18 protein-coding genes are annotated in these 21,485 nt (G+C 60.2%); 3 read left to right on the top strand and 15 right to left on the bottom strand.

Features of this window, described 5'->3' with window-relative positions:
• Nucleotides 1-19: 19 nt before the first annotated feature.
• From rpoD to rpsU, 3 genes are all read right to left on the bottom strand, one after another.
• On the bottom strand, nucleotides 20-1,870 hold the full coding sequence (rpoD, locus tag HX817_RS23040) for an RNA polymerase sigma factor RpoD (RefSeq protein ID WP_003211014.1): 1,851 nt from the start codon (nucleotides 1,868-1,870) through the stop codon (nucleotides 20-22).
• A 67-nt stretch (nucleotides 1,871-1,937) separates the two neighbouring features.
• Nucleotides 1,938-3,899 (bottom strand): DNA primase, encoded by a 1,962-nt coding sequence (gene dnaG, locus HX817_RS23045; protein WP_003211012.1) that lies wholly within the window; start codon nucleotides 3,897-3,899, stop codon nucleotides 1,938-1,940.
• Nucleotides 3,900-4,344: 445 nt separating this feature from the next.
• Nucleotides 4,345-4,560: a 30S ribosomal protein S21 gene (gene rpsU / locus HX817_RS23050; RefSeq protein ID WP_002551877.1), complete on the bottom strand. Its 216-nt coding sequence runs from the start codon at nucleotides 4,558-4,560 to the stop codon at nucleotides 4,345-4,347.
• Between the two features lie 203 nt (nucleotides 4,561-4,763).
• On the opposite strand from rpsU, the gene tsaD reads away from it, so the two are divergent.
• Nucleotides 4,764-5,789: a tRNA (adenosine(37)-N6)-threonylcarbamoyltransferase complex transferase subunit TsaD gene (tsaD, locus tag HX817_RS23055; RefSeq protein WP_087694726.1), complete on the top strand. Its 1,026-nt coding sequence runs from the start codon at nucleotides 4,764-4,766 to the stop codon at nucleotides 5,787-5,789.
• Nucleotides 5,790-5,822: 33 nt separating this feature from the next.
• On the opposite strand, the gene plsY is transcribed toward tsaD, so the two are convergent.
• Complete coding sequence (gene plsY / locus HX817_RS23060; protein WP_177041290.1) at nucleotides 5,823-6,392, bottom strand: glycerol-3-phosphate 1-O-acyltransferase PlsY; 570 nt, start codon at nucleotides 6,390-6,392, stop codon at nucleotides 5,823-5,825.
• Between the two features lie 74 nt (nucleotides 6,393-6,466).
• Between plsY and folB the strand changes: the two genes are divergently transcribed.
• Complete coding sequence (gene folB, locus HX817_RS23065; RefSeq protein WP_177008799.1) at nucleotides 6,467-6,820, top strand: dihydroneopterin aldolase; 354 nt, start codon at nucleotides 6,467-6,469, stop codon at nucleotides 6,818-6,820.
• Nucleotides 6,811-7,329 carry a 2-amino-4-hydroxy-6-hydroxymethyldihydropteridine diphosphokinase gene (folK, locus tag HX817_RS23070; RefSeq protein WP_003211005.1) on the top strand — a complete coding sequence of 173 codons (519 nt, stop codon included), beginning with the start codon at nucleotides 6,811-6,813 and terminating at the stop codon, nucleotides 7,327-7,329. Before folB ends, folK begins: the two co-directional genes overlap by 10 nt.
• On the opposite strand, the gene HX817_RS23075 is transcribed toward folK, so the two are convergent.
• The 11 genes from HX817_RS23075 to HX817_RS23125 all read right to left on the bottom strand — a co-directional run bounded on the left by HX817_RS23075 (nucleotide 7,299) and on the right by HX817_RS23125 (nucleotide 21,405).
• Complete coding sequence (locus HX817_RS23075) at nucleotides 7,299-8,534, bottom strand: multifunctional CCA addition/repair protein (protein ID WP_177041292.1); 1,236 nt, start codon at nucleotides 8,532-8,534, stop codon at nucleotides 7,299-7,301. The two genes, folK and HX817_RS23075, sit on opposite strands and share 31 nt — an antisense overlap.
• Nucleotides 8,535-8,597: 63 nt before the next feature.
• Nucleotides 8,598-10,160, bottom strand: a complete 1,563-nt coding sequence (locus HX817_RS23080) for a SpoVR family protein (protein ID WP_003211001.1) — start codon at nucleotides 10,158-10,160, stop codon at nucleotides 8,598-8,600.
• Nucleotides 10,157-11,428 carry a YeaH/YhbH family protein gene (locus tag HX817_RS23085; protein ID WP_003211000.1) on the bottom strand — a complete coding sequence of 424 codons (1,272 nt, stop codon included), beginning with the start codon at nucleotides 11,426-11,428 and terminating at the stop codon, nucleotides 10,157-10,159. Before HX817_RS23085 ends, HX817_RS23080 begins: the two co-directional genes overlap by 4 nt.
• Nucleotides 11,429-11,554: 126 nt before the next feature.
• Nucleotides 11,555-13,477: a PrkA family serine protein kinase gene (locus HX817_RS23090; RefSeq protein WP_003210999.1), complete on the bottom strand. Its 1,923-nt coding sequence runs from the start codon at nucleotides 13,475-13,477 to the stop codon at nucleotides 11,555-11,557.
• A 285-nt stretch (nucleotides 13,478-13,762) separates the two neighbouring features.
• Nucleotides 13,763-14,092, bottom strand: a complete 330-nt coding sequence (gene glpE, locus HX817_RS23095; RefSeq protein ID WP_008434417.1) for a thiosulfate sulfurtransferase GlpE — start codon at nucleotides 14,090-14,092, stop codon at nucleotides 13,763-13,765.
• Between the two features lie 33 nt (nucleotides 14,093-14,125).
• Entirely contained in the window at nucleotides 14,126-14,977 is an 852-nt protein-coding gene (locus tag HX817_RS23100; protein WP_008434419.1) for a symmetrical bis(5'-nucleosyl)-tetraphosphatase, read from the bottom strand.
• Entirely contained in the window at nucleotides 14,977-15,357 is a 381-nt protein-coding gene (gene apaG, locus HX817_RS23105) for a Co2+/Mg2+ efflux protein ApaG (RefSeq protein WP_003210996.1), read from the bottom strand. Before apaG ends, HX817_RS23100 begins: the two co-directional genes overlap by 1 nt.
• 124 nt (nucleotides 15,358-15,481) lie before the next feature.
• The gene (gene rsmA, locus HX817_RS23110; protein ID WP_003210994.1) at nucleotides 15,482-16,294 is read right to left on the bottom strand and encodes a 16S rRNA (adenine(1518)-N(6)/adenine(1519)-N(6))-dimethyltransferase RsmA; all 813 of its coding nucleotides are present in this window, start codon (nucleotides 16,292-16,294) and stop codon (nucleotides 15,482-15,484) included.
• On the bottom strand, nucleotides 16,291-17,280 hold the full coding sequence (gene pdxA, locus HX817_RS23115) for a 4-hydroxythreonine-4-phosphate dehydrogenase PdxA (RefSeq protein ID WP_003210992.1): 990 nt from the start codon (nucleotides 17,278-17,280) through the stop codon (nucleotides 16,291-16,293). The genes rsmA and pdxA overlap by 4 nt, the downstream gene beginning before the upstream one ends.
• Nucleotides 17,277-18,614 carry a peptidylprolyl isomerase gene (locus HX817_RS23120; RefSeq protein ID WP_003210991.1) on the bottom strand — a complete coding sequence of 446 codons (1,338 nt, stop codon included), beginning with the start codon at nucleotides 18,612-18,614 and terminating at the stop codon, nucleotides 17,277-17,279. Before HX817_RS23120 ends, pdxA begins: the two co-directional genes overlap by 4 nt.
• Entirely contained in the window at nucleotides 18,595-21,405 is a 2,811-nt protein-coding gene (locus HX817_RS23125) for an LPS-assembly protein LptD (RefSeq protein WP_177027969.1), read from the bottom strand. The genes HX817_RS23120 and HX817_RS23125 overlap by 20 nt, the downstream gene beginning before the upstream one ends.
• Nucleotides 21,406-21,485: the final 80 nt, after the last annotated feature.

Consider the following 21,485-nt stretch of genomic DNA (forward strand, 5'->3'; position numbering starts at 1 on the left):
TGGGCCGGGGTTTTTGTGATCACTCGTCGAGGAAGGAGCGCAAATGCTCGCTTCTCGTCGGGTGGCGCAGCTTGCGCAGCGCCTTGGCTTCGATCTGACGAATCCGCTCACGGGTAACGTCGAACTGCTTACCAACCTCCTCAAGGGTGTGGTCGGTATTCATGTCGATGCCGAAGCGCATGCGCAGTACCTTGGCTTCACGGGCAGTGAGGCCGGACAGTACGTCGCGAGTCGCTTCTTTCAGGCTCTCAACGGTAGCAACATCGATTGGCGACTGCATGGTCGAGTCTTCGATGAAGTCACCCAGATGGGAGTCTTCGTCATCACCGATCGGGGTTTCCATGGAGATCGGCTCTTTAGCGATCTTCAATACCTTGCGGATTTTATCCTCAGGCATTTCCATGCGTTCGCCCAACTCTTCCGGGGTCGGTTCGCGACCCATTTCCTGCAACATCTGCCGGGAAATACGGTTGAGCTTGTTGATCGTCTCGATCATGTGCACCGGAATACGGATGGTGCGGGCCTGGTCGGCGATCGAGCGAGTGATCGCCTGACGGATCCACCAGGTGGCATAAGTCGAGAACTTGTAGCCGCGACGGTATTCGAACTTGTCCACCGCTTTCATCAAGCCGATGTTGCCTTCCTGGATCAGATCGAGGAATTGCAGGCCACGGTTGGTGTACTTCTTGGCGATGGAGATCACCAGACGCAAGTTCGCTTCAACCATCTCTTTCTTCGCGCGGCGGGCCTTGGCCTCACCGATCGACATGCGACGGTTGATGTCCTTGATCTCGGCAATCGTCAGACCGGTTTCAGTCTGCAATGCAGTCAGCTTCTGCTGGCAACGAACGATGTCGGCCTGGAAGCGACCAATGGCTTCAGCGTATTTGCTTTTGCCTTTGGCCAGTGCGTCGGTCCAGCTTTCGTCGACTTCGTTGCCAGGGAACTGGCGCAGGAAGTCGGCACGCGGCATGCGCGCATCACGGACACAGAGCTGCATGATCGCACGCTCTTGTGCACGCAGACGCTCAAGGGCGCTACGAACCCGCTCAACCAGGCCTTCGAATTGCTTCGGTACCAGTTTGATCGGCATGAAGAGTTCAGCCAGGGCCAGCAATTCAGCAGTTGCCTGCTTGCTGCCGCGACCGTGCTTCTTCAGGGCCTTGCGAGCCAGTTCCATCTGATCGGAGACCGCGCCAAAGCGCTGGGCTGCGATGATCGGATCCGGACCGCTTTCGACTTCTTCTTCGTCATCGGTGCTGGCTTCAGCTTCGTCGTCGTCGGTGTCGTCGTCTGCTTTCGCAGCCTTGGCATCGATCGGTGGCGGAATTTCAGCCGCAGGTGGCGCAATGCCGTCGTCCGGGTCGATATAACCGCTCAGGACGTCGGACAGGCGGCCACCTTCGGTGGTGACGCGAGTGTACTCGGAGAGAATGTGGTCAACCGTGCCTGGGAAGTGCGCGATTGCGCCCATCACTTCACGGATGCCCTCTTCGATACGCTTGGCGATTTCGATTTCGCCTTCACGTGTCAGCAGCTCTACCGTACCCATTTCGCGCATATACATGCGCACAGGGTCAGTCGTGCGACCGATGTCGGTCTCGACCGCTGCCAACGCGGCGGCTGCTTCTTCAGCGGCTGCCTCGTCGGTATCGGCGTCGGCCAACATAAGGGCGTCCGCATCCGGAGCACTCTCGTGTACGGGGATCCCCATGTCATTAATCATGCGGATGATGTCTTCCACCTGCTCTGGATCTGAAATATCCTCAGGCAGGTGGTCGTTGACCTCTGCGTAAGTCAGATACTTCTGCTCACGACCAAGGGTGATCAACTCTTTGATACGAGACTGCTGTTGCGCTTTTCCGGACATAACACCCTATCCACTGAAGGTCTTGGCGGGCAAAAAACAAGCCGAGGATTATACCCGAGCTATGACCTCACACGCCAGCTGAGGTCGGGTTTGATGCGGAAACATTGCGACTTAAAAGGTCGCGCAGTTGATTTTTCTCTTCGGCGGTCAATTCACTCTGACGCGCTTTTCGAAGAAGTTGTTCCAGGTTTCGCTCGCGTTGACGAGCTACCAAACTAGTAATGGTGTCGAAAAACTGTTGTTCAAGGTTATCGCCATCAATCAGCCATTCCTTTTCTGCCAATGCCTTCAGCAAACGGCCCTGTTCGGTGCCGTGCCAGCGTGCAATCAGCTGGAATGAGTTTAGCTTAGGATTCTTCTGTACGGCTTCGAGCAGGGCCACCAACAGTTGCGTATTGGTGTGGTCTTCGGCCGCAAAGTGCCCCGCATCCTCGACTTTTTGTGCCAGTTGCGGGTGGTGCAAAAGTGTACGCAGGGCTGCCATGGTGGGCGGCTCTACTGCTGCTGGGACGCGTGGGCCGCGCGGTTCGTCACGGTCACCGCCACGTTTGCCGTTTTTGTCCCAGGGTTTCTTGTCCCATTTCTTGCCGCCGGCGCCGGGTTTCTTCGGTGTCCACTCCTGCTGGGGCGTGTAGGCCTCCTGCGGTTGGTGGAAGTCGGAATAGTCCGGCATGGCGTCGTAATCCATGCCCGGGTCGTAGGCCGGCGGCGCCTCTTGCGGCGCGCTGCGGGCCAGCTGGCTGACGGCCTCGCCACTCAAACCGGTGATTTCCAGCAGGCGCTGGCGCATCAGGGTCCGCAGGTTGGCGCCCGGAACCTTGTCGATCAGCGGTGCCGCGAGGGTGACCATGTGGGCCTTGCCTTCGAGGGAGCGCGGGTCGGACTCTTCGGTCAGTTGCTGGAAAAAGTAATCGGCCAGCGGTTGTGCGTGTTGGTTGATGCGCGCGCGGAACGCGTCGGTGCCTTCGGAGCGGACCAGGGTGTCCGGGTCTTCGCCTTCGGGCAAGAACAGGAAGCGTGCGCGCCGCCCGTCCTGCAGGCTCGACAGGGTCGACTCAAGGGCACGCCACGCTGCGTTGCGGCCGGCCTGGTCGCCGTCGAAGCAGAACAGTACGTTGGGCACTACGCGAAACAGGCGCTTCAAGTGCTCTTCGCTGGTCGCGGTGCCCAGGGTCGCCACGGCGTTGCGCAAACCTTGCTGGGCCAGGGCAATCACGTCCATATAGCCTTCAACCACGATGATTTCGTCGAGGTTGCGGTTGTTCTTGCGCGCTTCAAACAGGCCGTAGAGTTCCTGGCCTTTATGAAACACCGGGGTTTCCGGTGAGTTCAGGTATTTGGGCTTGTCGTCCCCCAGCACCCGGCCGCCGAACGCGATGATGCGGCCGCGGCTGTCGCGGATCGGGAACATCACGCGGTCGCGGAAACGGTCATAACGCTTGCCGGTCTCGGCGTTTTCCACCAACAGGCCGGCGTCGATCATGGCTTTTTGCTGCAGGGTGTCGCTGCTCAGGTGCTTGTACAGGTTGTCCCAGCCCGGCGGGGCGAAGCCGAGGCCGAAGTCGCGGGCGATTTCACCGGTCAGGCCGCGGCCCTTGAGGTAATCGACGGCGGCTTTGCGCTGCGGGTGGCTTTTCAGTGCCTGGCGGTAAAAGTCGGCAGCAGCGGTAAGCAGCGGGTACAGCGGCGAATCGGTGGGTTGCCGCGGTTTGTGCGGGCGGCCACTTTCTTCGCGGGGGATTTCCATGCCGGCGGCTTTCGCCAGTTCCTCGACGGCCTGGGGGAAGTCCAGGTTGTCGTGGTCCATGATGAAGCCGAGGGCGTTGCCGCCAGCGCCGCAGCCGAAGCAGTAGTAGAACTGCTTGTCGGGGCTGACGCTGAACGACGGAGTCTTTTCCTTGTGGAACGGGCAGCAGGCGGTATAGTTCTTGCCGGCCTTTTTCATCTGCAGGCGCGAGCTGACAACATCGACGATGTCGGTGCGGTTCAGAAGGTCGTCAATAAAGCTCTGGGGAATTAGCCCGGCCATGGCGTTCTCGTCATCACTGCGTGTAAAAGAGGGCCCGCAAAGTGCTCAAGGCGCGCGTGTTGTGCGGCTCGATCTACTGTCGTCTGCTTGGTCTGTCAGGAAGTGTATCTGCCGAACATTCACTGACGTTAGTTCCGATCAGTGCCCGGCGTAGAAATGTTGCCCGGGAGTCCGGTCTTGGCCATGTGGGGGCCTCGGAAGCTCATCAGTGGGCGCAGCCGACCTGTTGATCGCCTGTTAAAAAATAAGTGTGCTCGTCAGTAGCCTTGTTAGGCTCGTCAGAAGAGACGTGCACCGCTGGCAAAAGAGCCAGTCCTGACGTGTGAAGCAGTTCGTTTCAGTCGCGTGTGCGGCGTCAACGGTGAAGCATCAAGCGATATCCGCAAATGCCAACAGCCCGGCTGAGGGCCGGGCTTGGCAGAAGCTTGCTACGAACGTCTGTGTATTAGTACAGACGAACGGCGCGGCGCTGCTCGCGCTGAACTTTCTTGGCGTGACGCTTAACAGCGGCTGCTGCTTTACGCTTACGCTCAGAAGTTGGCTTCTCGTAAAATTCGCGGCTACGAACTTCAGCCAGAACACCGGCTTTTTCGCAGGAGCGCTTGAAACGACGCAGAGCTACGTCGAAGGGTTCGTTCTCTTTTACTTTGACGGCTGGCATCCAGAGCTACCTTCTTTCATTACCGGGAATCAACGTTCTCGTCGCAAAAAATTCGCGGCTGAGGTCGTCGGTTTTTAAGGGTTGCGGATGTTAACCCCTCATTGCCCGGAATGCAAAGCCTCTGATCGAAAACCGCTAGTCGGGAGGGGGAGTGGCGACTATTATGCGCGCCTTCGAATTCAGCCTCTACAAGGCGCAAACCCATGCTAGTTCTGGGATTAGAAACCTCGTGCGACGAAACCGGTGTCGCACTTTACGACAGTGAACGCGGGCTTTTGGCCGACGCACTGTTCAGTCAGATCGACCTGCATCGCGCCTATGGCGGCGTGGTGCCGGAGCTGGCCAGCCGTGATCATGTGAAACGCATGCTGCCATTGATTCGCCAGGTGTTGGACGAGGCCGGCTGCGTGCCGACCGAGATCGACGCCATTGCCTATACCGCCGGCCCCGGATTGGTCGGAGCCCTGCTGGTTGGGGCCTCTTGCGCCCAGGCGCTGGCATTTGCCTGGGGCATTCCGGCCCTTGGTGTGCACCACATGGAAGGCCATTTACTGGCACCGATGCTGGAAGAAAACCCGCCAGCGTTCCCGTTCGTCGCTTTGTTGGTTTCAGGCGGCCATACGCAGCTGGTTCAGGTCGACGGAATCGGTCAATACACGCTGCTGGGCGAAAGCCTGGACGACGCTGCCGGTGAAGCTTTCGACAAGACTGCGAAGATGATGGGCCTTAATTATCCGGGCGGCCCGGAAATCGCCCGCTTGGCAGAAAAAGGCGTTCCGGGGCGCTATACCTTCCCGCGCCCGATGTGCGATCGCCCTGGCCTGATGTTCAGCTTCAGCGGCCTGAAAACCTCTGCCCTGAACACCTGGCAGCAGAGCGTCAGCGCCGGAGACGACAGTGAGCAAGCCCGTTGCGACATCTCGCTGGCGTTCCAGCAGGCCGTGGTGGAGACTTTGACCATCAAGTGCAAGCGGGCCCTGAAGCAGGCGGGCATGAAGCGCCTGGTGATCGCGGGCGGCGTCAGCGCGAACAAGGCGCTGCGCAGCTCCTTGGAGAAAATGCTCGGCGACATGAAGGGCGACGTGTTTTATGCGCGTCCCGAATTCTGCACCGACAACGGTGCGATGATCGCCTATGCCGGTTGCCAGCGTTTGCAGGCCGGGCAGCATGAAAGCCTGGCAATCAGCGTGCAGGCGCGCTGGCCGATGGAGCAGTTGCCGCCGCTGTAACGGGCGAACGTGAGCCGGGTTCACCGGGCGTATTTAAAAATGCCGTTCGCGCCCGGCAAACAGGTCGCGTAAATTGCCCCGGTGGCGCCAGACGATCAGCAGCGTGAGCACGCTCATCGGCACCAGCGCCTCCGGTTCCTGCCACGCCAGCAACGGCAGGGTCAGGGGCGTGGCGATGAGGGCGGCCAGCGAGCTGGTGCGTGTCAGGTAGAACGTCAGCAGCCAGGCCAGGATGGCCAGCAGCGCCGCCGGTGGGTAGATCCCCAGCAGCATGCCGGCCGCCGTCGCAACGCCTTTGCCGCCGCGAAAGCGAAAGTACAGCGGGAACAGGTGGCCGAGCACCGCGCAGACGCCGATCCAGGCTTGCTGTTGCAGCGAGAGCCCGGCGAGATCGGCGATCAGCACCGGCAGCAGGCCCTTGCAGACGTCGCCGAACAGCGTGAGTGCGGCGAGTTTCTTGCCGGCCAGGCGCAACATATTGGTGGCGCCGGCATTGCCTGAGCCACTCATTCGCGGGTCGGGATTTCCCGTCAGGCGGCTGAGCAAAATGGCGAAGGACAGCGAGCCGAGCAGGTAGGCGAAAGTCGCCAGTAACCAAAACATGCTAACTATTCCGGGCGAGGACGCCCTGATTCTAACGGGGCATCGCGCCCTTGTCGTGCAGCGGAGAAGAGTGCTTGGACAGAGTGTTTATCGAAGGTCTGGAAGTCGACACCGTGATCGGGGCCTACGACTGGGAGCGCGGTATCCGGCAATGCCTGCGTCTGGACCTGAGCTTCGCCTGGGATAACCGCCCGGCCGCTGCCGGTGATGACCTGACTTTGGCGCTGGATTACGCCAGCGTGTCCGCGCGGATCCAGGCCTTTGCCGAGCAGACGCAGTTCCAGCTGGTGGAAACCTTCGCCGAGCGCCTTGCTGAAGTGTTGATGAGTGAGTTCCAGATTCCCTGGCTGCACCTCAAACTGACCAAGCCCGGCGCCGTACCGGCCGCCAAGGGTGTGGGCGTGGAGATCGAGCGCGGATGTCGCTAACTCAGGTTTACCTTGGTCTTGGCAGTAACATCGAGCGTGAGGCCCATTTGCACGCTGGCCTTGATGCGCTGGCGGGTTTCCTGACGCAGATGCGCTGTTCGCCGGTGTTTGAAAGCCAGCCTGTGGGCATCAAGAGCGGGCCATTCTTCAATCTGGTGGTGTCGGCGTATACCGACCTGCCGTTGATGGAACTGGACCGCCGGCTGAAATTCATCGAGGCCGACAATGGCCGCTACGCCCCGGATCGCAAGGGCTTGCCGCTGGACATCGACGTGCTGCTGTATGGCGAGCTGGTGGGTAACTTCGATGGCCTGATCCTGCCCCGGGCCGAAATCCTGAAGAACGCGTTTGTGCTGTGGCCGCTGTCGTTGATGGCGCCGCAGCGTGTGCATCCTGAGGTGGGCAAGTCATTTGCCGCGCTGTGGCAGGATGCACACATTGACCAGGTACTGGCGCCGGTCGCGTTCGAATGGCGGGATCAGCCGTTGACGCCGGACTCGCTCTTGTAGGCTTTTAGCGCCTTGAGCCGTTCGCGTTTCAGCGCTTCGCCCAGTTCGGGGCCTTTGAAGCCTTGTTCCAGTAGCGGTGCGACGGCCACACCTCTGGCCGCCAGCGCCGCACCGCGCAAATAATCTGCTTGTGGATAACTTCTCTGCTCAAGGCCCTTGCGCCCGCGGGCGTCCATCTCGCATGCCACCACAAACTCTTCAAAGCGTTGCGGGCGACGGTAAACGTCGAAGCTTTGCAGCAACTCCAGCAATGTCGAGGGCCTCAGCTCCAGTGCGCGGTGGCCATGGGTGTGATATTCGCCCACCAGCAACGCCAACTCCTGGCAATCCCTTGGCACCTTGAAGCGTTCGTTCATCGCCTTGATCAGCTTCACGCCGCGTTGCTCATGAGCGATGTGCTGCGGCAACTTATCCACAGGCGTGAGCCCCTTGCCCAGATCGTGCAGCAGGCACGCCCAGCGGACGGTCAACGGCTGGGCATGGATGGCCGCCTGTTCCAGCACGCTCAATGTGTGCACGCCGGTATCGATTTCGGGGTGATGGGCCTCGGGTTGCGGCACGCCAAACAGTGCGTCGATTTCCGGCATCAGGGTTTTCAGGGCGCCGCAATCGCGCAGCACCTGGATAAACACCTGTGGCTGGTTTTCCATCAATGCGCGGGAAATCTCCTTCCAGCTGCGTTCGGGCGTCAAGGCTTCCAGTTCGCCCGACTCGCTGAGTTCGCGCATCAGTTCCAGGGTTTCGGGCGCTACCGTAAAGCCGAGGCCGGCATAGCGTGCGGCAAAGCGGGCAACGCGCAGGACACGCAGTGGATCTTCGGCAAACGCCGGGGAAACGTGACGCAGAATGCGTGCGTCAAGATCCTGCTGGCCGTGATAAGGGTCGGTCAGGTTGCCCGCGTCATCCTCGGCCATGGCGTTGATGGTCAGGTCGCGGCGGATCAGGTCTTCTTCCAGGGTAACTTCGGGGCTGGCGTGAAACACAAAGCCGCCATAACCCCGGCCGCTCTTGCGCTCCGTGCGGGCGAGGGCGTACTCGTCACCATTTTTCGGGTCAAGAAATACCGGGAAGTCCGAACCCACAGGCTTGTAGCCCAGGGCGAGCATTTCTTCAGTGGTAGCGCCGACTACGACACGGTCGATATCGGTAACGGGGATGCCCAGCAGGCGATCACGTACCGCACCACCGACTTTGTAGATTTGCATGAAAAAGCCTCCATTAGCGGCACAGGATAACGCCTGCGGCCCGCCAATGGAGGCTTTGCCGTTTCACAGATGTACGACTGCCAGGTCCAGGCGGCCGTAATCGTTATCGCCGTGTTCGTTGCGGGGCGGAACGTGGTGGGTTTTCATGACCTGGTCGCCTTGCAGCGTCTCCAAGTGGATATCGAACCCCCACAGCCGGTGCAGGTGCTTGAGAACCTCCTCAGTGGACTCTCCCAGCGGTTTGCGGTCGTGCTGCTGGTGGCGCAGGGTCAGCGAGCGGTCGCCGCGTACGTCGATGCTGTAGATCTGCACATTGGGTTCGCGGTTGCCCAGGTTGTACTGCGCCGCGAGGGTTTCGCGGATGGTGCGGTAACCCGGCTCATCGTGGATCGCCGGCACCAGCAGGTCGTCCTTGAGGTCGTCGTCCATGATGCTGAACAGCTTGAGGTCTCGAATCACCTGGGGGGACAGGTACTGCAGGATGAAGCTCTCATCCTTGAAGCTGCTCATGGCGAACTTGATGGTCGACAACCAATCGCTGCCGGCAATCTCCGGGAACCAGCGGCGGTCTTCTTCGGTGGGGTGCTCGCACATGCGCCGGATATCGCGGTACATCGCAAAGCCCAATGCATACGGGTTGATACCGCTGTAGTAGGGGCTGTCGAAGCCCGGCTGGAAGACCACGCTGGTGTGGGACGTCAGGAACTCCATCATGAAACCGTCGGTGACCAGGCCTTCGTCATACAGGTCGTTCATCAGGGTGTAGTGCCAGAACGTGGCCCAGCCTTCGTTCATCACCTGGGTCTGGCGTTGTGGGTAGAAATACTGGGCGATCTTGCGCACGATCCGCACGATTTCCCGCTGCCAGGGCTCCAGCAATGGCGCGTGCTTTTCGATGAAATACAGGATGTTTTCCTGAGGTTCGGCGGGGAAGCGCGCATTGTCCTTGTCGTTGTTCTTGCCGGCGCGTTTGGGAATGGTGCGCCACAGGTCGTTGATCTGCTTTTGCAGATGCTCTTCACGGTCCTTCTGGCGCAGCCGTTCTTCTTCGGCGGAAATCGGATACGGGCGTTTGTAGCGGTCGACGCCGTAGTTCATCAGGGCATGGCAGGAGTCCAGCAGGTCTTCCACCGCGTCGATGCCGTGGCGCTCCTCGCACTGCATGATGTACTGCTTGGCGAATACCAGGTAATCGATGATCGAGCTGGCATCGGTCCAGGTGCGGAACAGGTAGTTACCCTTGAAGAAGCTGTTATGCCCGTAGCACGCGTGGGCCACCACCAGCGCCTGCATGCAGATGGTGTTTTCTTCCATCAGGTAGGCGATGCACGGGTCGGAGTTGATGACGATTTCGTAGGCCAGGCCCATCTGGCCGCGGGTGTAGGACTTTTCAGTGCTGAGGAAGTGTTTGCCGTAGGACCAGTGGTGATAGCCCAGGGGCATGCCCACGGACGCATAGGCATCCATCATCTGTTCGGCGGTGATCACTTCGATCTGGTTGGGGTAGGTATCCAGGGCATAACCCGCCGCGATGCGGCTGATTTCCCGGTCATAGGCCTGGATCAGTTCGAAGGTCCATTCGGACCCCGTGGATATGGGTTGGCGCTTATGCTCTTTGGCGGTCATGTCACTAACCTGCGCTGGAAGAGTTCACGGAAGACCGGATAGATATCGCCGGCCGAGACCAATTGTTGCTGGGCGAAGGTGTCAGCGAAGGCTTCGCTGATGCGCTCGTATTCGAACCACAGGGCCTGATGCTCGCGCGGGGTGATTTCGACGTAGGTGTAGTACTGCACGAACGGCATGATCTGGTTGATCAGGATGTCGCGGCAGATCGGCGAGTCGTCGTTCCAGTTGTCGCCGTCGGAAGCCTGGGCGGCGTAGATGTTCCACTCGTTGGCCGGATAGCGTTCGGCCATGATTTCCTGCATCAGCTTCAAGGCGCTGGAGACGATGGTGCCGCCGGTTTCCCGCGAGTAGAAGAATTCCTCCTCGTCGACTTCCCTGGCGCTGGTGTGATGGCGGATGAACACCACATCGATCTTGTCGTAGTTACGCTTGAGAAACAGGTACAGCAGGATGAAGAAGCGCTTGGCGATGTCCTTGGTCGCCTGGGTCATGGAGCCGGACACGTCCATCAGGCAGAACATCACCGCCTTGGAACTGGGATTGGGTTGCTTGACCAGCAGGTTGTACTTCAGGTCGAAGGTGTCGAGAAACGGCACGCGATGGATTCGCGCGCTGAGTTTGGCGATTTCGGCTTCAATTTCCTGGATATCGCCGAAGTTGTCCGGCTCTTCGCGTTTCAGGCGTTCCAGTTCCGCCTTGGCATCCCGCAGTTTTGCCCGGCTGCTGCCAGACAAGGCGATACGTCGCGCATGGGCCGAGCGCAGGGTGCGGATGATGTTGATCCGTGACGGGTTGCCTTCGTTGCTGATCCCGGCACGCACGGTCTTGAAGGTGTCGGTACCGGTCAGGTTGCGTTTGACCAGGTTGGGCAGTTCCAGGTCTTCGAACATGAACTCCAGGAACTCTTCCTGGGTGATCTGGAACACGAACTCATCCATGCCTTCGCCGGAGTTACCGGCCTTGCCCGGGCCTTTGCCGCCCGCGCCGCCCTGGGGCCGCTGGATATGTTCGCCGCTGGTGAATTCCTTGTTGCCGGGATGCACGACGGTCTGTTTGCCGCCCCGGCCGTGGTGCAGCACCGGTTCATCGATGTCGCGTCCGGGGATGCTGATCTGTTCGCCATGCTCCATATCGGTGATGGAACGGCGGCTGACGGCCTCTTCGACGGCCTTTTTGATGTGGTCACGGTAACGCCGCAGGAACCGCTGGCGGTTTACCGTGCTCTTGTTCTTGCCATTGAGACGTCGGTCGATCACATAGCTCATGCAGGAGCCCTCCGGGCAGCTTCAAGTTACAAGCTTCAAGCGGCAAGCTGGAAGCTTAAAGACAAGCGGTCGATTGCCAGGCTGTCCGGCGCACCGGGAGCCTGGCATTGCACGCTTGTCGCTGCCTTACTGCGATTTGCGGACCCGCAGGTACCACTCGGAGAGCAGTCGTACCTGTTTGTCGGTGTAGCCACGCTCGACCATGCGAGTGACGAAGTCGTTGTGTTTTTGCTGATCCTCCTTGCTGGCCTTGGCGTTGAAGCTGATGACCGGCAGCAGATCCTCGGTGTTGGAGAACATTTTCTTCTCGATGACCACCCGCAGCTTCTCGTAGCTGAGCCAGGTTGGGTTCTTGCCGTTGTTGTTGGCCCGGGCGCGCAGCACGAAGTTGACGATTTCGTTGCGGAAATCCTTCGGATTGCTGATGCCAGCGGGTTTTTCGATCTTTTCCAGTTCCTCGTTGAGGGCTACGCGGTTGAGAATCTCGCCGGTTTCCGGGTCGCGGTATTCCTGGTCCTGGATCCAGAAGTCTGCGTACAGCACATAGCGGTCGAAGATGTTCTGGCCGTATTCGCTGTAGGACTCCAGGTACGCGGTCTGGATTTCCTTGCCGATGAACTCGATGTAGCGCGGTGCCAGGTATTCCTTGAGGAAGCGCAGATAGCGCTCGCGGGTTTCAGCCTGGAATTGTTCCTGTTCGATCTGCTGTTCCAGCACGTAGAGCAGGTGCACCGGGTTGGCGGCGATTTCGTGCGGGTCGAAGTTGAAGACCTTGGACAGGATCTTGAACGCAAAACGTGTCGACAGGCCGTTCATGCCCTCATCCACGCCGGCGGTGTCGCGGTATTCCTGGATCGACTTGGCCTTCGGATCGGTGTCCTTGAGGTTTTCGCCGTCATACACCCGCATCTTCGAGTAGATGTTGGAGTTTTCCGGCTCCTTGAGGCGCGACAACACGGTGAACTGGGCCAGCATCTTCAGGGTGTCAGGCGCGCAATGGGCCTTGGCCAGGGAGCTGTTGAACAGCAGCTTGTCGTAAATCTTGATTTCATCGCTGACCCGCAGGCAGTACGGCACCTTGACGATGTAGATCCGGTCGATGAAGGCTTCGTTGTTCTTGTTGTTGCGGAAGGTGTGCCATTCCGATTCGTTGGAGTGGGCCAACAGGATCCCGGTAAACGGAATCGCCCCCAGGCCTTCGGTACTGTTGTAGTTACCTTCCTGGGTGGCGGTAAGCAGTGGGTGCAGCACCTTGATCGGTGCCTTGAACATCTCCACGAACTCCATCAGGCCCTGGTTGGCCCGGCACAGTGCGCCCGAGTAGCTGTAGGCATCGGCGTCGTTCTGCGGGAATTCTTCGAGTTTGCGGATATCGACCTTGCCCACCAGCGCCGAGATGTCCTGGTTGTTCTCGTCACCGGGTTCGGTCTTGGCCACGGCGATCTGGTTGAGGATCGAGGGATAGAGCTTCACCACCCGGAACTGGCTGATGTCGCCGCCGAATTCGGCCAGGCGCTTGGTCGCCCACGGCGACATGATGGTATTGAGGTAGCGCCGTGGAATACCGAAGTCTTCTTCGAGGATCGCGCCATCTTCCGTGGCGTTGAACAGCCCCAGGGGCGACTCGAACACCGGCGAGCCCTTGATGGCGTAGAACGGCACCTTCTCGATCAGTTGTTTGAGTTTTTCGGCCAGGGACGACTTGCCGCCGCCGACGGGGCCGAGCAGGTAGAGGATCTGTTTCTTCTCTTCCAGGCCTTGGGCGGCATGGCGGAAATACGAGACGATCTGGTCAATGCATTCTTCCATACCGTGGAAGTCTTCAAAGGCCGGGTAGCGACGGATCACCTTGTTCGAGAAAATCCGCGACAAGCGCGAATTGGCTGCGGTGTCCACCAGCTCCGGCTCGCCGATCGCCAACAGCAGGCGTTCAGCGGCAGACGCGTAGGCGCTGCGGTCCTTTTTGCACAGTTCGAGATACTCCTGAAGCGAGAGCTCTTCCTGGCGGGTGGACTCGAAGCGTTGTTGGAAGTGGCTAAAAATACTCATGACGTCGTCACCTCGCTCGATACGTGGAGCCGACGCCGGATCAATCAGTCGATGCTGGCAGCCATTGGTGGACACCAATGGCCGTTTTCCCCCCAGAACACCCTGAAACGCTACCGATGACCCGCACGCCGGTGTACCGGCTCTCCCCTGTTTTGGATGGCCTGCGCTTAAGGATAGTTCGGAATCCGGGAGGTCAAGGCGCGATACGAAATTAGTTTGGCCGCGCCGTTCGTCAGAAACGGCGCGAGGCCAAGCGTCACGCGGGATAGCGGGGTTTGAAAAAAATTATTGCGCGTCGCCTGCGGCAATTTCTGCAGGATAGGTCGCACGCCATAGCTCAAAGCCACCGTCGAGGCTATAGACGTCGGAGAAACCCTGGCTCACTAGGTAGGCGGCCGCGCTTTGGCTGGAGTTGCCGTGGTAGCACGCGACGATGACCGGCGCGTCGAGGTCGGCGGCGCGGATGAAGTCGGCGATGTTGTGGTTGTCCAGGTGCTGGGCACCACTGATGTGGGCAGCGTTGTAGGTTGGCTGGTCGCGGATGTCTACAACCACCGCGCCTTGCTCGCGCAGGGCCTGGGCTTGCTCGGGAGGGATACGTTTGAATTCAGTCATGGCGGGCTCCTTTGGCCTGTATGAAAGCGCGGCTCAGCGCTTTGCCGTGGCCTGCAGTTGTTCGGGAATGGGCGAGTCGCACTGGCAGCTCGAGCGCTCGCCGGTGTCGACATTCATCAGGGTCATCGCGCCGCCCCACACGCAGCCGGTGTCGAGGGCGAATACACCGGGTTCATCGCATTTGCCTTCCAGGGCTGCCCAGTGGCCGAAGATGATCTTCGTTTCACGGGTCTTGCGCTCCTTGTGGGCGAACCAGGGCTTGTAGCCGGGCAGCGCAGTGTCGGCGCCTTCCTTGCTCTTGAGGTCCAGCTTGCCTTCGGCGGTGCAGAAACGCATGCGGGTGAAGTAGTTGGTGATCACCCGCAGGCGCGCGACGCCGGTCAGTTCGTTGTCCCACTTAACGGGTTCGTTGCCGTACATGCCATCCAGGTAAGCGGTGTACAGGTTGTCATCGGCCAGGGCTGCTTCGACTTCACTCGCGCACTTGAGGGCTTTCTTCAGCGTCCACTGGGGTGGAATGCCGGCATGCACCAAGGCGGTGTCGCGGCTCTCGTCGTAGTGCATGAGTTTTTGCCGGCGCAGCCAGTCAAGCAGCTCGGTGCGATCCGGCGCTTCGAGGATTTCCCGCAGGGTATCGCCCTTTTTCAGACGCTCGATGTTATTGCCGGCGGCCAGCAAGTGCAGGTCATGGTTGCCCAGTACGCACACCAGGGAGTCGCGCATGCCATAAAGGAAGCGCAGGGTTTCCAGGGATTGCGGGCCACGGTTGACCAGGTCGCCCACCAGCCACAGGCGATCCTTGGCCGGGTCAAAGGCCACACGCTCGAGCAGGCACTTGAGCGGTTCCAGGCAGCCTTGCAGGTCGCCGACGGCATACGTCGCCATCAGTGCAGGGCTCCAGGCACCGCGAGGCGGAACGGGGCGATGATGGCGTCGAAGTGTTTGCCGTCGTCGGCGAGCATCTGGTAGCTGCCTTGCATGTTGCCGACACGGGAGGTCATGACAGTGCCGCTGCTGTAGGTGTGGCTCTTGCCTGGGGCGATCAGCGGTTGTTGGCCGACCACGCCGGCGCCGCGTACTTCCTCGACCTGGCCGTCACCGTCGGTGATGACCCAGTGGCGCGACAGCAGCTTGGCAGGGAGCTCGCCGTTGTTTTGCACGGTAATGGTGTAGGCGAACGCAAAGCGGTTCTGCTCGGGTTGCGATTGTTCCGCCAGAAAGCGGGTGACGACGCTGACGTCGATCTGATAACGAGGATCGGACATGCAAGAGGCCTTAAAAGCAAAAGCGGGGGAACAGCGGATGCCGGTCAGTCTAGGCCCGTAGGCGCTGGCTTGCCAGCGATGGCGATCGTGAGTGCGCCATCGCCGGCAAGCCGGCTCCTACTATTTATTCAGCCACTGGCGCAGGCTGAATGGCGAGCTGGTCAGCCAGGCGCACGAAGGCGGCCAGGTCCAGCTGCTCGGGGCGCAGGCTGCCGTCGACGCCGGCGGCCTCGATTTCAGCGTTGCTGAGCAAGGCCTTCAGCGTATTGCGCAATGTCTTGCGGCGCTGGTTGAAGGCTTCGCGCACCACGCGCTCCAGCAACTTGTGATCTTTGGCCGGGTGTGGCAACACCGCGTGAGGCACCAGGCGCACGATGGCGGAGTCGACTTTCGGCGGGGGGTTGAACGCGCCAGGTCCGACGTTGAACAGGTGCTCTACGCGGCAATGGTACTGAACCATGATCGACAGGCGACCCCAGTCACCGCCTCCAGGACCCGCTGCCAGACGCTCGACCACTTCCTTTTGCAGCATGAAGTGCATGTCGCGGATGATGCCGGCGTTGTTCAGCAGGTGAAAAATCAGCGGGGTGGAGATGTTGTACGGCAGGTTGCCGACCACCCGCAGGCTGTTGGGCGCTGCATTGAGGCTGGTGAAGTCGAACTTCAGCGCATCACCCTGGTGCAGGTTGAAATTGGGCATGCCGGCGAACTGCTGGTTGAGGATCGGGATCAGGTCCTTGTCCAACTCAACCACGTCCAGCTGGCCGCCGCTTTTCAGCAGGCCTTGGGTCAGGGCGCCCTGGCCCGGGCCGATTTCCAGCAGGCGGTCTTCGGGCTTGGCATGGATGGAACGCAGGATGCGATCAATCACGCCAGCGTCGTGCAGGAAGTTTTGCCCGAAACGCTTGCGCGCCCGGTGTTGGTAATGCTCGGTCATATACGGGTCTCGGCCATCTGATAGGCGGTTTCCAGGGCCACGTGCAGGCTGCCGGTATCGATCTTGCCGCTGCCTGCGAGGTCCAGGGCGGTGCCATGGTCGACGGAGGTGCGGATGATCGGCAGGCCCAGTGTCACGTTGACCGCGGCGCCGAAGCCTTTGTACTTCAGCACGGGCAGGCCCTGGTCATGGTACATCGCCAGCACTGCGTCGCAGTGCTCCAGATATTTGGGGGTAAACAGAGTGTCGGCAGGCAATGGGCCGCGCAGGTCCATGCCTTCAAGGCGCAGACGCTCCAGGGTTGGTTCGATGATGTCGATTTCTTCATGGCCCAGGTGGCCACCTTCACCGGCGTGGGGGTTGAGCCCACAGACCAGGATGCGTGGTTGGGCGATGCCGAATTTCTGTTGCAGGTCGGCGTGCAGGATGCGTGTTACACGCTCCAGTCGCTCGGGGGTAATGGCGTCGGCAATCTCGCGCAGGGGCAGGTGAGTGGTCACCAGCGCCACCCGCAGGTCGCCCGTTGCCAGCATCATCACCACTTGTTCGGTATGGGTCAGCTCAGCGAGGAATTCGGTATGCCCGGAAAAGGCGATGCCTGATTCGTTGATCACGCCCTTGTGTACCGGGGCGGTGATCATCCCGGCAAAATCCCCGTCGATGCAGCCCTGGCCGGCACGGGTCAGGGTTTCCAGGACGAAGGCAGCGTTGGCCTTGTCCAGTTGCCCGGCCACGACCTTGGTCGCCAGCGGGGTATCCCATACGTACAGGCTGTTGGCCGGTGCCGGCAGATCAGGCCAGTTGCCCGGGCCCACCGGCAGCAGATCGACAACCACACCCAGCTGCGCGGCCCGCTCAATGAGCAGGTCGCGGCTGGTAATGGCAATCAGGGGGTGTGGCTGGGGGTGCGAGGCGAGCAGCAGGCACAGGTCAGGACCAATGCCGGCCGGCTCGCCGGGTGTCAGTGCGAAACGCTTGGGTGTCACTGGGCTGCCTGGTCGGTGCCTGTTTGGTCGGCACCAGGAAGCTTGTTCTCTACGTAGGCTTCGTCACGGATCTGACGCAACCAGGTTTGCAGCTCTTCGTCGTATTTGCGGTTACGCAGTACGGTCAGGGCTTGCTGCTCGCGGGCCTGGGTGGTGTTGTCAGTGGCGCGACGGCCAAGGACTTCCAGCACATGCCAGCCGTATTGGGTCTTGAACGGCTTGGACAGCACGCCTTGAGGGGTCTTGGCCATGACGTCCTGGAACTCTGGAACCAGTGCCTTCGGATCGATCCAGTTCAGATCACCGCCGTTAAGCGCCGAACCCGGGTCTTCGGAATAGCTCTTCGCCAATTCGCCGAAGTCTTCGCCCGCTTCGATGCGGTCATAGAGCTTCTGGGCCAGTTCCTTGGTTTGGGCTTCGGTACGGATCTCGCTTGGCTTGACCAGGATGTGACGAACGTGAACTTCGTCCTTCATCTGGGCTTCTTCGCCACCGCGCTTGCCGAGCAACTTGAGGATGATGAAACCGCCTGGCGTACGGGCAGGCTGGGTGATGCCACCGACTTCCATGGCGCTCAGCTCGCGGTCGAACGGTGGTGGCAGTTGCGCGGCTTTACGCCAGCCCATGTCACCGCCTTCGAGGGCGTTGTCGCTGCCGGACTGGGCAATGGCCATCTGGGCAAAGTCGGCACCTTGCTTGAGACGGTCATAGATAGCCTGGGTTTTCGCTGCGGCAGCATTGAGCTGTTCAGCGTTGGCGCTGTCTGGCGTAGGCACCAGGATGTTCGCCAGGTGCAGTTCTTCGGAAAGCTGCATCTTGCCAAGGTCGGAGGCGAGGAAGTTCTTCACTTCCTGCTCGGACACCTGAATCCGTTCGGCCACGCGACGCTGACGTACACGGCTGATGATCATTTCCCGGCGAATCTGGTCACGGGCGTCCTCATAGGACAGGCCGTCGTGAGCCAGGGCCGCGCGGAACTGATCAACACTCATGTTGTTGCGCTGGGCGATGGTGCCGACAGCCTGGTTCAATTCTTCGTCGCTGATACGGATACCGGAGCGATCGCCGATCTGCAGTTGCAGGTTTTCAACGATCAGGCGTTCAAGCACCTGCTGGTCCAGCACGCTGGTCGGTGGTACGCCGCCGCCACGCTTGGCGATGGTTTGCTGAACTTCCTTGACCCGTTGGTCCAGTTGGCTCTGCATGATCACGTCGTTATCGACGATGGCCACTACCTTGTCCAGCGGTTGAACCGCAGCGTGAGCTGCGGCGGTACCCAGGAACAGCGCACCCAGCATCAGCGGGCGCAGACAATCAGAAAGCTTGGTCTTCACGTTCACGATAACCTTCAATGCCTTTGTCGAGGAAGCTCTCTACCTTGGCGCCGGTCAGGCCGCCGAGTCCTTTAAGGACGATCTGGAAGAAGAGCCCGTGGTCACCCTTTTCGTTCAGCGGGGCGATCTGGCTGTATTCGTCGTTGGAAACCCAGTAACGGTTGATGACGCGCAGTTTCCAGCAGCAGTTGTCGTACTCGAAACCACCGAAGGCCTCCAGGGTACGGTTGCGGGCATAGTCATACTGCCAGCGGGTGATCAGGTTCCACTGCGGAACGATCGGCCACATCATCGAGAAGTCGTGTTGCTGGATTTTGTAGTAATCCTTCACGAAGTTCGGGTCGCCTGGCTGCCCGTAGTCGCCACCAAACTGCCATTTGCCGGTCAGCTGGTTGTACACCACCTGGTCGTTGCGATAGCGGTAGCCGACGTTGATAACCTTGTTCGGGTTGTCTTCCGGCTGATAGTGGAACATCGCGCTGCCGGAGCGTGGGCTGTGGCTTTCCGGGTCCCAGTTGTAATCGGCAGTGGCGCGCCAGTCACGGTTGAAGCGGAACTCGTAGTCCAGGGCGATTGGCGAAACATCAGACTGTGCGTCCGCACGGTCCGCGGCCAGGATGCCCGGCAGTTGAACTTCGCGGTTCTTGAAGTACACGGCCTCGCCGATGCTGACGCGTTGGCGTTCGAAGCCGTTTTCTTCGATCCAGCGGCTGGTCACGCCCAGGGACAGCTTGTTCTCGTCGCCGATGCGGTCAGTACCGCTGAAGCGGTTGTCACGGAACAGCGACGCGTAGCTGAACGAGTACTCACCGCTGTCGAATACCGGGATATCGCCCTGGTCCTTGTTCGGTACATACAGGTAGTACGCACGAGGCTCCAGAGTTTGACGGTAGTCTTTGCCGAACAAGTTGGTGTTGCGGTCGAAGTACAGGCCGCTGTCGATGCTGGCAATCGGAATTGCACGGTCTTGCGAGCTTTTGAATGTGCCACCGGCATAAGGGTTGGCTGCAGTTGACGCGGCTTGCGCTGCGATAATCTGGTTCTTGCCGATGCTGTCCAAATCAAGATCGTACTTGGTATAGACGTACTTCAACTTTGGCGTAATAAAACCGTAGGTCCAGTTCATCGGGTAGTCGACTGCCGGCGCAACGTTCAGGCGAGTACCGTTTGCGCGGGTCAGGCCGGTTACGTAGGTGTCGAGCCGCGGCGATACGAGCCCGTTTTCATCCGTGAAGCTTCCGTTCTCCAAGTCCCGATCAAAGCGTACTGCTTCGGTCTCGTAGGTGAAGTTCACCCCGCCTGGATGGTACGGCAGCGTGCCGTTGAAGGTGATCTGTGGCAAGCGGTCATACGGCGTGATCTGGGAGATCGTTGCCAGCTGGTACGCCTGCAGGTTCAGCTTCGCCTGGAAGGTATCACCGCGGTAGGTCACCGAACCTTGCTGGTTCACGTAGTCCTGGCTCTTGATCCCTTCCTGATAGGACTTCAGATCCTGGAAGTAATAAGGGTCGCTGATGTTGGTGTAGTCGACCTGGGTCAGTACACGCGAGTCCAGCCCGCCCTTGTGCTGCCAGTTGATCATGTAGCGATCTTTTTCGTAGTCGGTCTGGCCTTTACGCTCGCTGCTGTCGTCGTTCAGGTACGCGCCGCCGAACTGGCCTTCGCTGGACTTGGTGAGGTAGCGGAATTCGCCTTCCATCAACAGGCCGCGCTTGGTCATGTATTGCGGGTACAACGTGGCGTCGTAGTTTGGCGCCAGGTTGAAGTAGTACGGCGTAACCAGCGTGAAGCCAGTCTCGCCACCGGTGCTGAAGCTCGGCGGCAGGAAGCCGGATTGACGACGGTTGTCGATCGGGAAATAGATATACGGGGTGTAAAGGATCGGAATGTCCTTGACCCGCAACGTCACGTTGGTCGCGGTACCGAAACCGGTGGCCGGGTTGAGCGTGATGTTGTTGCCCTTGAGCTGCCAGGCGTTGCTGTTCGGCTCGCAGGTGGTGTACGTACCGTCCTTGAGACGGATGATCGCGTTCTCGGCACGCTTGGCGTACAGGGCGTTACCGCGGATGCGCGATTTGTGCATCACGTATTCGGCGTTGTCGACCTTGGCGGCGCCGGTGTCCAGCTGGACTTCAGCGTGGTCGCCCACCAGCAGGGCACCGTTGTCGCGCAGACGGACGTTGCCGTTCAGCTCGCCACGGTTCTCGGCCTGGTACAGGTTGGCCTCGTCGGCCTCGACCTGCATGCTGCCCTGGCGCATGACGACGTCACCGGCCAGGGAAGCAACTTGTTGTTCCTGCTCGTAACGAGAGACCTTGGCGCCGATGAAGGTCGGCGCGTCGCTCTTGTTCGTCTTGTCGTTCATGCCAGGACGGATCGGCTCGATGTACGCGCCGGAGCAGTACGGGCCGGTTTCGGCCAGTTGTGCGGCGGTGAGCTTCTCGCGAGGGACCCAGTCCAGGTGGCTGTAGTCGGCGCTGCGCGAACGCAGGCCGCGGCCCTTGGCTTCGGTGACCAGAGCGGTCTGCGGCACGGCCTCGGCGGTGCCGCCGGACTCGCCTTGCGGCGTGCCACTGGCAGAGCTGACGGCACTGCCGTCATGCACCGGGCGCGGTGGCAGCGGGGCTGCGGCCGTTTTCGGCGCGCAATCCCAGGCACCCGAAGCAGAGACTGAGCAGTCATACTGTTCCGCGGCGACCACGAATGAGGTGGCGAAAGGTTGCATGGCCAGCAGACTGCCGGTTACCAGCAACGGAAATTTTCTACGAAACGCGGGGGATTTCAATGCCATCTTATTAGTCCGGGCTTCCTGCGTGCCATCTGCCCGCGGTGTGGGCCGCACGCCTCTCGATGGTCTGAAAAAGATGCGTG

This window comes from Pseudomonas sp. C6002 (assembly GCF_013385805.1).
Lineage (GTDB): Bacteria > Pseudomonadota > Gammaproteobacteria > Pseudomonadales > Pseudomonadaceae > Aquipseudomonas.

What these genes read in the sequence shown, in the direction of transcription:
- rpoD (WP_003211014.1), bottom strand. Translation starts at nt 1,870, where the DNA reads ATGTCCGGAAAAGCGCAACAGCAGTCTCGTATCAAAGAGTTGATCACC.
- dnaG (WP_003211012.1), bottom strand. Translation starts at nt 3,899, where the DNA reads ATGGCCGGGCTAATTCCCCAGAGCTTTATTGACGACCTTCTGAACCGC.
- rpsU (WP_002551877.1), bottom strand. Translation starts at nt 4,560, where the DNA reads ATGCCAGCCGTCAAAGTAAAAGAGAACGAACCCTTCGACGTAGCTCTG.
- tsaD (WP_087694726.1), top strand. Translation starts at nt 4,764, where the DNA reads ATGCTAGTTCTGGGATTAGAAACCTCGTGCGACGAAACCGGTGTCGCA.
- plsY (WP_177041290.1), bottom strand. Translation starts at nt 6,392, where the DNA reads ATGTTTTGGTTACTGGCGACTTTCGCCTACCTGCTCGGCTCGCTGTCC.
- folK (WP_003211005.1), top strand. Translation starts at nt 6,811, where the DNA reads ATGTCGCTAACTCAGGTTTACCTTGGTCTTGGCAGTAACATCGAGCGT.
- HX817_RS23075 (WP_177041292.1), bottom strand. Translation starts at nt 8,534, where the DNA reads ATGCAAATCTACAAAGTCGGTGGTGCGGTACGTGATCGCCTGCTGGGC.
- HX817_RS23080 (WP_003211001.1), bottom strand. Translation starts at nt 10,160, where the DNA reads ATGACCGCCAAAGAGCATAAGCGCCAACCCATATCCACGGGGTCCGAA.
- HX817_RS23085 (WP_003211000.1), bottom strand. Translation starts at nt 11,428, where the DNA reads ATGAGCTATGTGATCGACCGACGTCTCAATGGCAAGAACAAGAGCACG.
- HX817_RS23090 (WP_003210999.1), bottom strand. Translation starts at nt 13,477, where the DNA reads ATGAGTATTTTTAGCCACTTCCAACAACGCTTCGAGTCCACCCGCCAG.
- glpE (WP_008434417.1), bottom strand. Translation starts at nt 14,092, where the DNA reads ATGACTGAATTCAAACGTATCCCTCCCGAGCAAGCCCAGGCCCTGCGC.
- HX817_RS23100 (WP_008434419.1), bottom strand. Translation starts at nt 14,977, where the DNA reads ATGGCGACGTATGCCGTCGGCGACCTGCAAGGCTGCCTGGAACCGCTC.
- apaG (WP_003210996.1), bottom strand. Translation starts at nt 15,357, where the DNA reads ATGTCCGATCCTCGTTATCAGATCGACGTCAGCGTCGTCACCCGCTTT.
- rsmA (WP_003210994.1), bottom strand. Translation starts at nt 16,294, where the DNA reads ATGACCGAGCATTACCAACACCGGGCGCGCAAGCGTTTCGGGCAAAAC.
- HX817_RS23125 (WP_177027969.1), bottom strand. Translation starts at nt 21,405, where the DNA reads ATGGCATTGAAATCCCCCGCGTTTCGTAGAAAATTTCCGTTGCTGGTA.